Source organism: Oceanobacillus timonensis, assembly GCF_900166635.1.
GTDB classification, from domain to species: domain Bacteria; phylum Bacillota; class Bacilli; order Bacillales; family Amphibacillaceae; genus Oceanobacillus; species Oceanobacillus timonensis.
Genome location: NZ_LT800497.1, coordinates 3,973,806 through 3,989,641 on the forward strand (window position 1 = coordinate 3,973,806; position 15,836 = coordinate 3,989,641).

Here is a 15,836-nt window from a genome sequence, read left to right on the forward strand (position 1 = left end):
ATATTTGATTAACCTGGGTAATTATTAACCTAGGTAACTATACAGCTTATTGCTGCTCTTGTCAAGAGGATCAGGGAAAAGATTCGATAAACCCTCTAACATCAATGGTGAGCATACACTTTCTCACGAAAATATGGGGAGAAGATTACCTTCTCCCCAATATATTGCTAATTCCGCGAATATCCGCAGGGCCTGTCCGGCAGCAGCCGCCAATAATGGCTGCTCCCGACTTTGCCCAGTCTGCTGCAGCCTTCGTTACTTGTACATGGTTTTTTCCATGCCATGTTTTTGTTTTTGGGTCATAGTCTTCACCAGAATTTGGATAAATAATAACCGGTTTTTTTGTATTTCCTTTCAATATTTTTACGGCATCACTGACAAATTCCGTTGTCACACAGTTAACACCTATCGCAACAACCTGATCATAACCATTTAAAACTTCCGCACATTCTTTTAGAGAGGTTCCTTCACTAATATGTGCGGCATCCTTTAACGTAAATGTAATCCATGCAGGCACTTCCGGATATGCTTGGAGCAGTTCACAGATGATTTCAGCTTCCTGGAGAGACGGAATCGTTTCAACAGCTAATAAATCCGCCCCTGCTTCTACTAATGCGTCAATACGCGGCTTATGAAAATCATATAAAACCTGATCACGGACACCATAATTCCCAACATACTCCGACCCATCCGCAAGGTAAGCACCATACGGCCCAACAGAACCAGCGATAAATGGATACGGACGGTCAGTTGTCATCTTTTCCTGCCAGAAGTCTGTCCGTGCTTGTTGTGCTAATTCCACTGTTTTCCGTATTAATGCTTTGGATTCCTCTTCACTGAGTCCACGTTTTTTAAATCCTTCTATGCTTGCCTGGTAGCTTGCAGTAATAGCAATATCTGCCCCTGCTTCAAAATAAGTATGATGCACTTTCCGGATTTTTTCCGGTTCATCCAATAACACACGGGCTGACCACAAAGGGTCATCCAGATTACAACCCAGTTTTTCCAACTCGGTCGCTAGGGCTCCATCTAAAATTAACGTATCAAATTGTTGCAACAAGGGTTCTACCGGATTTACGTTTGTCATTTTCTCTACCTCCGTTTTCTTTTATCTTACAGCTTATCGCATTCTCTTGTTTCTGCAAATCTTTTCTGTTTACAAACCAATTTTTTGTTATCCCGAGGTGTATGAAGTGTAAAATATGCCAACCAGGGGTATGTTATATATAAAAGATTGTGAGGGATTATATATGAAACTTGTATTGATTAGACATGGACAAAGCGAATGGAATCTGTCCAACCTCTTCACCGGATGGACAGATGTCGATTTAACAGAACATGGTGCTGCAGATGCAAGACATGCAGGACAAGCATTGCAACAGCATGGCTTCCAGTTTGATGTTGCTTATACATCTTATTTAAAAAGAGCAATTAAAACGCTGAATTATGTATTAGAGGAAACCGATAACTTATGGATTCCTGTTCACAAATCCTGGAAGTTAAACGAACGCCATTATGGTGCTTTACAAGGATTGAATAAACAGGAGACATCAGAAAAATATGGAGATGAACAAGTGCATATCTGGCGCCGCAGCTTCGATACAGCTCCTCCATTTCTAGAGAAAGAAGATGAACGTTATCCCGGTCACGAAGAAAAATATCAAGGATTGAGCGAGGATGACATTCCTCTCGGTGAAAGTCTGAAAACAACAATTGACCGCGTTATCCCTTATTGGGAAGAAGAAATCAAGCCAGCCGTTCAAGAAGGTAAACAAGTGATCATCGCTGCACATGGAAACAGCTTAAGAGGCTTAATGAAGTACCTCGAAAATATCAGCGACGAGGATATTGTCAATGTATCCATTCCAACCGGCGTGCCGCTCGTTTATGAGTTAGATGAACAATTGGTTCCTACTTCAAAATATTTCTTGGATCAGGAGGAGTAAATAAACGGCTATACTTATACTTTATTCCTTACATTTTTAGCTTTGCTGCAAGTATTAAAGACAAAAACGATTCAGTAAGGAGAGTTGTTCCTTGCTGAATCGCTTTTTTGTTTACTTGCTTCATGATTTCTTCATGCATACTTAGCCGGTATCTTCCTGTTGTGCTTCGATTAGAAAAGCTGATATAGATATAATCCTCATACCCCCACATTAATATCAATAGACACTTAGTAATCTGCTTTAAAATACGTATTTACAATCTCATCTCTTCACGTCAAAGAAGAGGACGCTTTACGTATAAAAGCCCACAGATGCAATACACCTGTGAGCCTTTCAACTATAAATTCTTTTTATTTTGCGCTAACCAAGATTTTTGACTGGCTCTTATCGTTAAGCAATAATTCAAAGCCTTCTTCTACGACATTATCCAATTTAATTTTATTCGTTACTACTTTTTCAGCTGGAACTTGTCCGCTTGCAATTAAATTGATCACGCGATCGTAGATATTTGAATAAGCGAGAGAGAACTTAATGTTTGCTTCTTTAATGGTAGAGGCAAACGCATTTATCTCTGGATTTTGTCCAAAAATGGCCAGTACACAAACAGTACCTGTACGTTTAATTGCTTCCAAGCATGTATCAAATGTCGGCTGAACACCCGCGCATTCCAACGCCACGTCAACGCCGTCTCCATTTGTATCTTCCATGATCTTACTAATCACATCTTCTTCGGCAGGATTTAAGGTTGTTACAAAACCAAAAGATTCCGCTAATGCTAAGCGTTCTTTGGAAACATCACTGATAAAAACCTTACTTGCGCCGGCTGCCCGTGCAGATAACACCGTTAATAGCCCGATTGGACCTGCTCCAGTTACGAGTACCGCATCGCCTGCTTTCACACCTGCTAAGTCGACACCATGATATGTTACTGCCGTTGGCTCAACAAGTGCTGCTTGTTCTAATGTCATATTGTCCGGAATAAGGTGACAGTATTGTTCATCCATAACACAGTATTCTGCAAAACCGCCATCATCGGCAAGGCCAATAAAGGCAGCATTACTATTTCTGCATAAATGATAATTTCCTTCTCGGCATTCTTTACATTCTCCACAGCGGAGGTTCGGCTCAATACAAACACGATCACCTGGTTTAAACGATGTTACATCGCTACCTGTCTCTGTTACCGTCCCACTAAATTCATGTCCCAATGTTAACGGAACTTGTCTATTAGATATTGGATGCGCTTCTGTTGGGATGCCAACAAAATGAGAATAAGCGTGCAAATCTGACCCACAGATGCCTGTCCAAGCCACTTCTACCTTTACATCTTTGGCTCCAACTTCTTTTACATCAACATCCACCACACGGACATCTTTTTCCGCATAAATTCTAGCTGCTTTCATAAAGATCCCTCTTTCATTCTTTAATTGATTGACTGAAGGCAGAGTTTGCTTTCTTGCATAGAAGTATTCTTTTTCGTTCACGATGACTTGAAACTCCCTGTCAACAAGCCCTGTCTATAAGACTATTATATCACTAAATAAGCATTAACTGCTCATAAACGCTTACTTTTCATAAAAATGTCAACTTATGATGGGAATAGTATGCTAAGCCCATAAGTAAACGTCCTCACATGTTCAAAATCCGTACTATAAGAGGAGGTTCAAAAAGTCCAATAAAAATGACACGGCGAATTTCTGCGTTGACGATTCATTTCCATGGGACTGCGGTTACCTCGCCCCACCAAAACCGTTACTCATGTATTCTAAAGCATACGCTCCGTTTGGAAATGAATCGTCGCCTTGAACCTCCGACACACACGACGTGCTAGTGTCAGCGTTGCAACAACGCACTTCGGTGGGGTGAGTAATCGCAACCCCAAGGACGTTGCGAACTTAGCCGACTTGGTCCTATTTATCGGACTTTTCGAACACGCACTATAAATTCCTTTTCAACATCTCCCCTACCTGCTCAGCCACTTGCTGTGTATCTCCGTTCACCTCTTCCAAAACATAGGATTCCAATACACCCATCACTGCAGTGCCTAAAAATTTCACAGTAATCTGTCGGTCTAATAGTTGATTCAGAGATGATTCTGACAATTTCTTATCTATTTCGTCCATCATAAAATGAAGCAAACTATGACGAAAAGAAACTGTATTGGCACTTTGAAATAACGAAGCAAAAAATGCCTTATGCTTCTCAAAATATTCAAACCAGATAATCGTTCCTTCTATCAACCCTTTATCCTTTTTTTGCTCACATATTTCTCTTAATTGTTTTAAATGCTCATCTACAACCTTATCCAGCAGATCGTATTTATCAATATAGTGTAAATAGAATGTTTTCCTGCTTAAATCTGCCTGTTCCGTAATATCTTTTACAGTAATATTTTCAAAACCTTTCTCAAAAAGCGTGTCAAGGAAAGCTTTGCGAATGGCTTTTTGTGATTTCATAATTCTTCTGTCTATTTTTTCCGGCATCTTTCTCCCCCTTTTATTACACACATTTATATAGATGGGTATTAATATACACATCTGCCCAGATGGTTATTGCATCTAGCTCATATACCCTTTATATTAATTTACACAAGGCAATTAAGCAACATGTGTGTATTTTATTTTTGAAAGGAGACTTTATACGATGCGTTTTAATAAAAAAGAAATCACGTTTTCATCAAATGGTATCCATGTAGCCGGTTTTTTAAACACACCTGAAAACACAAGCAAAACAACTCCTGCTCTTGTTTGTGTACACCCAGGCAGCAGCTGTAAAGACCAAACTGCCGGCATTTATGCAGAAAAATTTGCGCAGCTTGGTTATATCACGATTGTCTTTGATGCTTCTTATCAAGGAGAGAGCGGTGGAGAACCCCGTTATACAGAGGATCCGTCTGCCCGTGTAGAGGATGTTCGTTCCGCTGTAGATTATTTAACAACGTTAGATATTGTTGATAATGAACGTATCGGTGTACTTGGTGTTTGTGCAGGCGGCGGTTATGCTGCTAATGCTGCAATGACGGAAAAGCGTTTGAAAGCAGTCGGTGTAGTTGCAAGCGCCAATATCGGCAGGTTGTATCGGGAACAAAATCCAATTCAAACATTGGAACAAATTGGTGAACAGCGTACTGCTGAAGCAAATGGTGCAGATTCACTCATTACCCAGTGGATTCCGAATAGCCAGGAAGAAAGAGAACAAGCCGGCATTAAGGATATCGACATTAAAGAAGCAATTGATTACTACAAAACTTCCAGAGGTCAGAGTTCCAACTCTCCTAACAAATTAAAGTTTACAAGTATAGAAAAAGTTCTTGCTTTCGATGCTTTTCACTTGGCAGATCAACTGCTTACACAACCATTACAAATTGTTATAGGAAGTGTGAAAGGCAGCTTCGGCTCTTACTATGATGGTCACGAACTTTATGAAAAAGCAGCGTCTGCCAACAAGGACATTCTCGTTCTTGATGGCGTAACACATTATGATTTATATGATCAGCCAGAACCTGTAGAAAAAGCGGTGAATAGGCTGGAAGATTTCTATCAACGCTATCTTTAAGAGGACACACACTTTAAGCATATTAAAACTCGTATCTTCTAATCATAGATACGAGTTTTTTATTTCTATATAAAGTGAAATAAATATTTTATCGTCGTTTTAAGTGCCTGCATGCAAACCCATTGCCTGCTGCAAAACTTTATCGCCCTGCATCATGCCATATGCCATCTGATCAATGACAGCAACCTTCACACCCTGCGGTTCCAGGTTCCCTTTGATTTTCCCTTCTAAATAACGGACTTGCGGACCAATCAGCACCACCTGCAACCCTTCCAGTTGATTTTTCAGCTGCGATTCAGCTACCGCTTCAATATCAGCTTCAATATGTTGTGCTTCAGCCGCTTCTTTCATTTTTTTCACAAGCATGGACGTAGACATTCCTGCAGAACAAACTAAGCGTATCTTCATATTACTTCCCCTCCAAATATTTGATTTTTTGATGCATATCTATCATTTCAACAGCCAAATCTTTTACTGTTAGTGCATTCATTAAATGGTCCTGCGCATGAATCAGGATAATGAAAAGCTCTGTTGTTTCGCCATTCGCCTCATCATGCAATAAATTTGTCTGCATCTGATGGGCCTCTGCGAATGCCTCATCTGCTGCTTCCATCTTTCCAGCAGCTTCCTCAAACTTTCCCTTCTTAGCCAGCAGCAAAGCTTCCATGGCATCTGACCTCGCATTTCCAGCATGTAAAATCATTTGAAAGGAAAGCAGCTGCACCTCTTCTTTTGTCATTGTCATTTTTTACTGTCCTCCCATCTTCTCTTTCATCGCACGAACTCCCGCCATAATAAATGGTATATAAATTGTCACCGCCACAGCCAAATTAATCAACTGCAGTATTATTCCTCTGACGCTGCCGCCCGTTACTAAATAACCACTTAAAATTGGCGGTGTCGTCCACGGCAGAATAGCTACTGTTTTCGGTACCAGTCCGGTAGATAAAGCAATATAAGAAATCACCGTTAATGTGACCGGAACAAGAATAAACGGAATCAAGAAAATCGGATTTAACACAATCGGCAAACCAAAAATCACCGGTTCATTGATATTAAACAATCCTGCTGGAGCAGATACCTTGGCAACCTCTCGATATGGATGGTTCTTCTCTCTTCTTATTACAATAAAGATAGCTATTAAAAGCGCAATCGTTGTACCTGAACCTCCCATAAAAACAAATGAATCCAGAAATGGCTTGGTTACAACATTCGGTACATCAAAAGCAGACATCCCTTGTTGGAAAAGGTTTGCATTTTGCTCAATCAACGGCAGATACACCGGCTCAATCACAGATCCAATAATATTAGTCCCATGCAGACCGAAGAACCAAAGTAAATGATTTAAGAAAGAAACAACCATCGCCGCGGGCAGTGTATTTCCAAGACCTTGCAGCGGTTCTTGTATCGCATTGAAAATAACTTCGAATATACTGATGCCGACAAATACTGTAATAAGCGCCTGGAATAAACCTACAAATGCAAGAATAATCATTGCCGGAATTAACGCAGCAAAAGAACGGGTGACCCCCTCAGGTACGCCCTCCGGCATCTTGATTGTAATATTTGCTTGCAGAAGCATACGAAATAGTTCTGTTACGATTAAACCTACAATAATAGCTACAAAAAGCCCTTGGGCTCCCAGCCAATTCATATTCAGCCCGAAATCTTCTGTTACAGGAACAAGGATAATATAAGAAGCGATTGATATTAGCCCGGCAGATAATCCGTCTATATCATAAGACTTAGCTAAATTATACGCTATGGTAAAAGAAATGAGCAGACCAATTACCGCAAACGTAGCATTCCAAATACTCCCTCCGACTGTCTGCCAATTTCCTTCTCCAAAAATATTATTTAGTATAGCGACGACATCAAAGCTGCCAAACGCAGGAAAATTATTCATTAATATTGCTAACGATCCAATAATTATCAAAGGCATAATCGCTACAAATCCATCACGCACCGCAACCAAATGACGTTGTGATCCAATACGGCCAGCAATTTCAATGAACTTCTGCATAAATGTTTGATTCATTTTTCTTCCCCCTACAGGTTAAATTGTGGTCGAGCGAAACCCGATTTAGTGATAGTTACCCTCACTAAACCCTGCTTGAGTGAATCAAGAAATAAAACATCCGATTCTCCTCTTTCTTTATGCTTTTTGCGAAAATGACAGACGCTTATATTGTGGTAAGTAATCTTTATGAGCTTCTAACAGTTCATCTAAAAGCCGTTTTGCTTTCTTCTCATCTTGCACTAATGGATTTACTAAGAACGCATTATACGCATCTTCGTAATCTCCAGAAATACCAGCTTGAATCACCAGCTCTTCCATCGCTTTCATATTCTGAATCATCCCCCGTACCGGCGCAGGAATCTTACCGATTGCAATAGGCTTTGGCCCTTGCTTTGTAATCACACAATTTGCTTCAATCACTGCATCATAAGGCAAATCCGGTATCGTACCATGATTCCACGTATTCACCGTTTGGATATCTTCTTTATTATTATAAATCGAATCCATTAACTGGCATGCAACCTGGCTGTAAAAAGCTCCTCCGCGTTGTTCCAGCTCTTCTGGTTTTTTCCGGAGGCTTTCCCGTTTGTATAATGCAAATAACGATTCTTCCAGCGCTTGCACAACTTCTGCACGTGTTCCATTTTCCTTATAGGCTTGCTTATCCTTTTTCAAAACTGATTTGGTTTGAAAATAGTATTGGTGATATGGATTCGGTAATAACTTCACAGCTTTGATAAAAGCTTCCGACCAATCTAATGACATAATATTCGCCGGGCTGTAATCAAGCTCTTTCTGAAGCAATTTTTGAAAAACATCTGCTGTACGATCCTCTCCTTTCACATAGACTTTGTCTCCAAAAACAAAATGATTTAAGCCAATAAATCGAATCAATACATCCTCTGGAGCTGCTTGTAATAATTCAGCCGTAGAGTGACGCATATTAAATGGTATATTACATACGCCGATGACTTTCTTATGGGCCGAATAATTGAGCAATGCCTCTGTAACAATTCCAGCCGGATTGGTAAAGTTAACCATCCACGCGTCAGGACAAAGTTCTTCCATTTCCTCGGCTATTTCCATTAACACCGGAATCGTTCGAAGCGCTTTCATTATTCCCCCAGCTCCATTTGTTTCCTGACCAATTAATCCATGTTTTAACGGAATCCTTTCATCATGTGCCCTTGCAGCTAATCCGCCCACTCGAATCTGTGTAGATACAAAATCGGCTCCTTTTAAAGCACTTCTTCGATCCAACGTCCAAGTTAATTTGATATCTGTTCCAGCTTCATCAATCATTCTGTTACCTAATTGGCAAATGGTATCTACCTTTTCTTTCCCTGCTTCAATATCTACCAGAACAATTTCTGTCACCGGAAATGTCGCTTGCCTCTGAATAAAACCTTCTAAAATTTCCGGCGTATAGCTGGAACCACCGCCGATGATTGCTATTTTTAAAGACATAATTGATTGTTCCTCCACCTTTATTTTTGTAAGCGCTTTAATTCATTTGCGAAAGAATACATTAAAAATGTATCATACAATTATTTATTTGTCTATACAATATGAAATTATTTGTAGTTACAATTGTGTTTTAATCAAATATCTTGTAAACTATCTTTATACAACAAACTTTCCAGACAATTTGTAATACACTCCATTATAGAAATATGAAAATAAGAAATGATATATTAGTTTTTTAACCTTGAAATGTTTCATCCTTTGTTCTTTTGTTTTAAAAAGGTATGATTTTTAAAAGTGTCGTTAAAGGAGCACGAAACCTATGGAGAAAAACCAATCACTGCACATTTATATTAAAGAGGAATTGTTACATCGTATTAAGACAAATCAATACAAACCCGGTGAGAAGATTCCGACTGAACTGGAATTATGTGAAAATTTTAATGTGAGTCGCACCACCGTTCGCAATGCTCTCAATCAGCTGACATTAGAAGGGTATTTAGTACGTCAGCAAGGGAGGGGTACATTTGTAGCGGATAAGAAAGTAAAACAAACCTTATCTCAGACAATCAGACGATACAGCGATCAATTAGCTGACCAGGGAAAACATCCGGAAATTGAGGTATTAGATATTTCCGTCGTTGTTGCAAATGAGCTATTATCTACACATTTAAATGTAAAGCTCCAAGATCCTGTTCAACGTATTGAACGTGTCCGTAAAGCGAATGGAGATACGACTCAGTATGAAGTAGCTTACGTTCCCTGGAGTGTTGCACCTGGAATTACGACAGAACAAGCTAGCAATTCTCTATATAAATCATTAAATGAATTTTTTGATGTGTGGGTTGCAAAAACCTCCGAGAATATCGAAATAGTGATTGCAGACGAACAAATATGCAGTTTTTTGGAATGCGAACAAGGACTTCCCTGCTTTTATATGGAAACATTAGCAGAAGATGAAAATGGCACAAAAATTGAATTTTCCAGATCTTTCTTTCGAGGGGATAAAACAAACTTTTCGATTGAACGCAGTTATTCCAAATAACGAAAAACTATTAAGAGGTGATTCTATGAGAGTCGAAATAAATGCAGATGATTTCGGACTGACAAAAGGGGTAACAGACGGCATAATCGAGGCACACGAAAACGGTTGTGTAACATCTACAACTTTAATGATGAACGGCCTTGCTACAAATTATGCCATCGAAAAGGCAGCAGAACATCCTAGCTTAAAAATTGGCATTCATCTGGTACTAACTTGGGGGAAACCTCTTCATACCATGATCCCAGATCTCATAAACTCAGATGGCACGTTTCGATTTACCAGCAATTTTCACGAAATGGAAGCTCCAAATTTGGAAGAAGTGGAGTTAGAATGGCGCGCCCAACTGGAGGCTTATTTAGCAACAGGCTTACCTCTGGACCATATTGACAGTCACCATCATGTACACGGCTGGGCGCCTTTAAGAAACCTTGTGATCAAGCTGGCTCAAGAATACGAAGTTCCTGTGCGACGTGTTGACTCCTTGGCAGACCATCCAGATATTTGCTGGACGGAAAAGTTATGGACAGGCTTTTATAAAAATGGGGTCACGGATGATTTATTCGACATTATACAAAAAGAAAATGTTTCATCTGTTGAAGTAATGACGCATCCCGGGAAAGCAGATGAAAATTTAAGAGAAGTCAGCTCCTACACCGATGCCCGCGAAAAAGAAATGGACATTCTCAGCAGAATTCAGGTTCCTGACTGGGTCGAGCTGACATAAAGTGAAACTTCTTAATAAAAGAAATCCAAACGTGTATCCATATGCTTCTATCAGCATGAGATATGTTTGGATTTCTTTTATTATCATTGATGACCTAACTAAAAAAATAAAAAATCATCGTCAGAAATAGGGAGAAGCCCATAATACAGCCAACAACCATCACATGACGACGGTGTCTCATAACGACAATCGCAATATATTCCCTGACCATCGCGTTCGGCCAATAATAAAATGCTGTTTTCGAACCGATTCCCTGGCTGTCCAGACCTGCTTTCCTTGCATACATTCCTGCCCGAAACAAATGAAAATTATTTGTCGCAAAAATACTCCGGTATGCTCCCTCCCCGCTCCTTTTATCCATGATTCTTTTAGAGAAAACCATATTTTCGTACGTGCTGACAGATTTATCCTCCATCATGGTGTCTTCAATCGGTATCCCTTTTTCTACAGCATATGCTTGCATTGCTTTTGCTTCCGGAATACCTTCATCCGGTCCCTGTCCGCCAGAAAATATAATTTTCGGTGGAGCAGTCTCTTTTTTCTGCTGATTGTAAAATTCGACTGCTCTATTAATTCTGCTTGCAAGCAGCGGAGGCACCTGATCATTGATTAATCCGCTTCCCAATACAATGATATAATCCTGATTCTTCTTTGGGCGATTCCATTGATTCAGACTATAAGCTGTCAAAAAGTTAAACATATGTAAAAATACATAGATAACCACCAGCCCAGCTCCTCCAAAAAGCGGGCTTAAATAATCCGGAAAAAAACGCGATGGATTAATTATATTCATCACAATTAATGTAAGTATACCTAGAGCCATGATTAAGGTTAAAGAATTCCGGAATCTTTTCCCTTCCTTCTGCATTAATACTTTAGCATTATAAAATAACCCAGCAAGGAAAGCGAGCAGACCAAACGGAATCAGTATAATTAAAAAAAGCAACGGAATAACTAATAGAAAATACTGATAAGGTCCGTCGATGTATATATAAAAGAACGCACAAAAGAACAGGAACGTTAGTAAAAAACTATTAAACCACAGTCCATTGATTAGTTTACGCGGGTCTTGCAAATAACTGATAAAAAAAAGAATAAAAAATACAAGCGGAACGGAAGCAATAACGTAAACCAATTATTCTCACCTCTCTCCTGCTGTTGTTGTATAAAAATGCATCATTTTATTTAAAATACTGGTTATGGTATCCTATAACTAAATAAAATTAATCATTAGCAGAGGTTTATATGCATCATTTAAAATATTTTATCATCATTTTGTTCATTTTAACATTAACAGCCTGTATACCGTCTCCGGATGATCATACAGACAAACAACATTCGTCCAAACAGACATCTATTAGTTTAAAAGAAACCGATTGGATCGACCCTAAAGTCACTATTTCTGCAATTGGCGATATCTTAATTCATGACCGCGTTTACGACGATGCCTGGGATGGAAAAACATATGATTTCAAACCGATGCTTGCTGCAGTGGCAGATGATTTAAGGGCATCCGATATGACAGTTGCTAATCAAGAAACCATTATGGGCGGTGAAGATATCGGCTTATCCGGTTACCCTAATTTTAATAGCCCCTTTGAAATCGGCGATGCTTTACAGGATGCCGGAGTCGATATGGTAACAATGGCAAATAACCATACCATGGACAGAGGCGAAGCAGCAATTCAAAATGCGATTGCCTATTATGAAGAAATCGGCATGCCTTACACAGGAAGTTTCAAAAGCGCCGACGATCAATCTGAAATAAGCGTGCTGGAAACCGACCAGGATATTTCCGTTGCCTTTCTAAGTTATACATACGGAACAAATGGCATGTCTGTTCCGGATGGGAAACCCTATCTCGTTAATTTAATTAACCGCGAGCAAATCAAAGAGGAAGTAGAAAAAGCAGATGAACTTGCAGATGCAACGATTATCAGTTTGCACTTTGGCAAAGAAGAAGAACGGATGCCCAATCAGGAGCAAAAGAATTTGGCACAATATGCCGCAGACCTTGGAGTTGATGTCGTCATCGGAAATCATCCGCATGTGCTGCAGCCAGTAGAATGGCTGGAAGGGAAAGAAGGGAACAAAACGTTAGTTGCCTATTCTTTAGGCAATTTCTTATCCGGGCAATATCAGTTTTATAACCGTATTGGCGGTATTTTCGAATTTAATCTGGTGAAAGAAGATAATGACGTGCATGTCGAAGATCCCGGCTTCCTGCCAACTTTTGTGGAGTTTGAAGAAGATGACGGTACGATGAAAAATATCCAAGTTGTTCCGTTAGAACAAGCATCCTCAGGTCAAATAGAGAATCTTGATGGAGTGCTGTCTAACATGCAGAAGCACATGACACAATGGATGCCAGAATTAGAGTGGAAAGAAACTAGCCAGCAATAAATATGTCATCATGACAAAGGGAGGATTATCATCGTAAAAAAGATAATCCTCCCTTCTCTCATCCCTTTTCTCCAAATAGGCTGCAAGCCCAGGGAGTAAAAAACGAATGACATACGATACACTTTTTTCCAACAAAAATATCTACTATTCTATCCACTTCCGTCATTCGATACCCATTCGATTTCATACTGATAGGCTTCAAATTGTTTAGAAGAACGAAAAGAATGCTGCATCCAGTCTGGTCGGTTGAATACGTCACTATCAAATAGGACCTTATATATACGACCAGGCTGTAGCGTCATCTCTGTTGAAGAAAAGGAATCTACTTGCTTATTGTTTTGATCTAGCAAAGACAAATGGACCACTACATGTTGTTCCTCTGATGTCGTGTTATTAACAAACATATAATATAAACGAGATGCATCTGCTTCACATTCAAAAATCTGATATGTTTTACGGTATTCTGCATTCTCTCTGCAGCTTGATACACCATAAGTAATTGCTGCATTGAAATGATTCTCTTCTTCGGCTAATATTTTTTCTGCTTTGTGATATTGATAATTATCAACTGCTTTCTCAGAAGTTGGAACAACCGCTATCAAGACGATAAGTGTCAAACAACAACAGATAAGGATGTTATCTTTTTTAGTTAATTTCAAATCCTTTTGCGAAAATATTTTTCCAAATATAATGAATGCCAAGGCAGCAAATATATAATCATGCGACTGAAAGTAGTCTACTGGAAAAAATAAAAAATAATCGTACTTTATATAGAAATAAACGGAGATTACCAAACACATTAAAAATACGATAATCAGACTATATATGAAAATCATCGTTTTAGGGATGCTCCGTTTGCTTATCCTTTCATACATGAATAAAAGGATAATAAAAAGAATAATACTTCCAAAATATATTGCTTGCGATAAATGAAATGGATGCAATTGGTACCCCTTCCCTTTTACAAAATGTACAAAATTCAGAAACAACAAGTTTCATTGTATTTTTTCTTTAAAGTACAGCATATCCAAAAGGATACTGCTTCACTTCTTGACCAACCACGATTTGCACTGGAAACATTTTTATTATTCGAATCCATTTTTTATCCTTTTTCTTTCCTGCTGATACAATATGTAAATGATTATAACACAAAGTTACTGATTGAAAAGAAAGATACAAGCTGTCTTCGCTTTATTTCACGAGTACTTTTCACCTATTAATTTTCATACAAAAAAGGAGCGTTTAACATCTTCAAACACTCCCTTTTTGACCATATATATTACCACTGTATATGAAAATGCCCTTCTTTATCGATACGCTCCAATGTGTGCGCTCCAAAGTAATCACGCTGCGCCTGAATCAAATTAGCACCACTTTTTCCAGAACGGTAGCCATCATAATATACCAATGAAGCATTAAAGCACGGCAATGCTAACCCCGTTTCCATTCCTTTGATAACGACTTTACGCATCGCAGCTTGGTAATCATTCAAAATTGCTTTGAAATAAGGAGAAAGGAAAAGATTTGATAGTGCTTGATCCGCTTTAAAAGCATCGCTGATTTCATTTAATATTCCTGCACGGATAATACATCCGCCGCGGAAAATCAGTGCAATTTCATCAAGCTGCAAATCCCAGTTATATTGCTCCGATGCCTGTTTATATTGATAGAACCCTTGTGCGTAGGTACTTATTTTCCCCATAAATAATGCTTGCTGCACGAGTTCAATCCACCCGTTCTTGTCAGCTTGTGTCAATAATGGATCAGGGCCTGCCAATTCTTGTTCCGCAATCATGCGCTCTTCCTTCACATTGGATAAAAACCGCATAAATACAGATTCTGTCACAATCGTTAAAGGAACACCAATATCAAGCGCATTTTGACTTGTCCATTTGCCTGTTCCTTTCTGCTCTGATTTATCTAAAATGACATCAACCATAGGCTGGTTTGTCTCATCATCTACACGCGTTAAGATATCCGCTGTGATTTCCATCAGATAGCTTTCCAGCTCACCTTGATTCCATTCTGCAAAAATAGCGGCTATTTCATTGACGTCCAGGCCTAATCTTTCCCGCAAGAATTGATAGGCTTCTGTGATAAGCTGCATATCTGCATATTCAATGCCATTATGCACCATTTTTACATAATGCCCGGCACCTTCTTTACCAAGGTAGGAGCAACAGGCTTTACCATCAACCTGTGCCGCAATTTTTTCCAGTATTGGAGCGACATGTTGATAGGCTTCTTTATCCCCGCTTGGCATAAGTGCAGGTCCATTCAATGCCCCCACTTCTCCACCGGAAACGCCTACTCCAATAAAGTGAAACCCTTTTTCCTTCAAATCATGATACCTGCGATTGGAATCCTGGAAATTGGAGTTTCCTCCATCCATAATAATATCGCCTTGATCCAACAAAGGCAAAAGACTTTCAATAACGGAATCGACAACTGCTCCAGCTGTTACCATCAGAAAGATTTTCCGCGGCTTTTCTAACGAATGAATAAACTTCGCTAACTCATAATACGCTGTTGTATTCGCATGCGGGTGCTTTTCTTGAAAAGCTTCTGTTAAATCGGGTGTATAATTATAAACCGCAACCTTCTCACCCTTATTCGCCATATTCAAAGCAAGATTCGCTCCCATTACTCCCAGTCCAAACATGCCAATTGAATTCATTT

Annotated in this window: 15 protein-coding genes; 5 read left to right on the forward strand and 10 right to left on the reverse strand. The window is 39.3% G+C overall.

Annotation, left to right across the window (positions count from 1 at the left end; genetic code table 11):
* Positions 1–145: 145 nt before the first annotated feature.
* Positions 146–1,087: a homocysteine S-methyltransferase gene (gene mmuM / locus B7E05_RS19515; RefSeq protein WP_080875771.1), complete on the reverse strand. Its 942-nt coding sequence runs from the start codon at positions 1,085–1,087 to the stop codon at positions 146–148.
* 163 nt (positions 1,088–1,250) lie between these two features.
* Between mmuM and gpmA the strand changes: the two genes are divergently transcribed.
* A complete protein-coding gene (gene gpmA / locus B7E05_RS19520) occupies positions 1,251–1,946 on the forward strand; it encodes a 2,3-diphosphoglycerate-dependent phosphoglycerate mutase (RefSeq protein WP_080875772.1) in 696 nt (231 codons plus the stop codon).
* Between the two features lie 350 nt (positions 1,947–2,296).
* Here gpmA and B7E05_RS19525 read toward each other — a convergent pair whose 3' ends face one another.
* A complete protein-coding gene (locus B7E05_RS19525; RefSeq protein WP_080875773.1) occupies positions 2,297–3,349 on the reverse strand; it encodes a 2,3-butanediol dehydrogenase in 1,053 nt (350 codons plus the stop codon).
* Between the two features lie 534 nt (positions 3,350–3,883).
* Positions 3,884–4,429, reverse strand: coding sequence for a TetR/AcrR family transcriptional regulator (locus tag B7E05_RS19530; RefSeq protein ID WP_080875774.1), 546 nt, complete (start codon positions 4,427–4,429; stop codon positions 3,884–3,886).
* A 160-nt stretch (positions 4,430–4,589) separates the two neighbouring features.
* Here B7E05_RS19530 and B7E05_RS19535 point away from each other — a divergent pair, with 160 nt between their 5' ends.
* The gene (locus tag B7E05_RS19535) at positions 4,590–5,501 is read left to right on the forward strand and encodes an alpha/beta hydrolase (RefSeq protein WP_080875775.1); all 912 of its coding nucleotides are present in this window, start codon (positions 4,590–4,592) and stop codon (positions 5,499–5,501) included.
* A 99-nt stretch (positions 5,502–5,600) separates the two neighbouring features.
* Here B7E05_RS19535 and B7E05_RS19540 read toward each other — a convergent pair whose 3' ends face one another.
* The 4 genes from B7E05_RS19540 to B7E05_RS19555 all read right to left on the reverse strand — a co-directional run bounded on the left by B7E05_RS19540 (position 5,601) and on the right by B7E05_RS19555 (position 8,988).
* Positions 5,601–5,909, reverse strand: a complete 309-nt coding sequence (locus B7E05_RS19540; protein ID WP_080875776.1) for a PTS sugar transporter subunit IIB — start codon at positions 5,907–5,909, stop codon at positions 5,601–5,603.
* A 1-nt stretch (position 5,910) separates the two neighbouring features.
* Positions 5,911–6,246: a PTS lactose/cellobiose transporter subunit IIA gene (locus B7E05_RS19545; protein WP_080875777.1), complete on the reverse strand. Its 336-nt coding sequence runs from the start codon at positions 6,244–6,246 to the stop codon at positions 5,911–5,913.
* A 3-nt stretch (positions 6,247–6,249) separates the two neighbouring features.
* A complete protein-coding gene (locus B7E05_RS19550; RefSeq protein ID WP_080875778.1) occupies positions 6,250–7,539 on the reverse strand; it encodes a PTS sugar transporter subunit IIC in 1,290 nt (429 codons plus the stop codon).
* A gap of 117 nt (positions 7,540–7,656) precedes the next feature.
* Positions 7,657–8,988, reverse strand: coding sequence for a 6-phospho-beta-glucosidase (locus tag B7E05_RS19555; RefSeq protein ID WP_080875779.1), 1,332 nt, complete (start codon positions 8,986–8,988; stop codon positions 7,657–7,659).
* A 319-nt stretch (positions 8,989–9,307) separates the two neighbouring features.
* Here B7E05_RS19555 and B7E05_RS19560 point away from each other — a divergent pair, with 319 nt between their 5' ends.
* Positions 9,308–10,030: a GntR family transcriptional regulator gene (locus B7E05_RS19560; protein ID WP_080875780.1), complete on the forward strand. Its 723-nt coding sequence runs from the start codon at positions 9,308–9,310 to the stop codon at positions 10,028–10,030.
* Positions 10,031–10,055: 25 nt separating this feature from the next.
* Entirely contained in the window at positions 10,056–10,754 is a 699-nt protein-coding gene (chbG, locus tag B7E05_RS19565) for a chitin disaccharide deacetylase (protein ID WP_080875781.1), read from the forward strand.
* Positions 10,755–10,848: 94 nt separating this feature from the next.
* Here the strand turns inward: chbG and B7E05_RS19570 are convergent, their stop codons facing one another.
* A complete protein-coding gene (locus tag B7E05_RS19570; protein WP_245833188.1) occupies positions 10,849–11,889 on the reverse strand; it encodes a YdcF family protein in 1,041 nt (346 codons plus the stop codon).
* A gap of 110 nt (positions 11,890–11,999) precedes the next feature.
* Between B7E05_RS19570 and B7E05_RS19575 the strand changes: the two genes are divergently transcribed.
* Positions 12,000–13,157, forward strand: a complete 1,158-nt coding sequence (locus tag B7E05_RS19575) for a CapA family protein (RefSeq protein WP_080875782.1) — start codon at positions 12,000–12,002, stop codon at positions 13,155–13,157.
* 149 nt (positions 13,158–13,306) lie between these two features.
* Here B7E05_RS19575 and B7E05_RS21970 read toward each other — a convergent pair whose 3' ends face one another.
* The gene (locus tag B7E05_RS21970) at positions 13,307–13,993 is read right to left on the reverse strand and encodes a hypothetical protein (protein ID WP_179134593.1); all 687 of its coding nucleotides are present in this window, start codon (positions 13,991–13,993) and stop codon (positions 13,307–13,309) included.
* A 443-nt stretch (positions 13,994–14,436) separates the two neighbouring features.
* The gene (gene gnd, locus B7E05_RS19590) at positions 14,437–15,834 is read right to left on the reverse strand and encodes a decarboxylating NADP(+)-dependent phosphogluconate dehydrogenase (RefSeq protein WP_080875785.1); all 1,398 of its coding nucleotides are present in this window, start codon (positions 15,832–15,834) and stop codon (positions 14,437–14,439) included.
* Between the last annotated feature and the right edge of the window lie 2 nt (positions 15,835–15,836).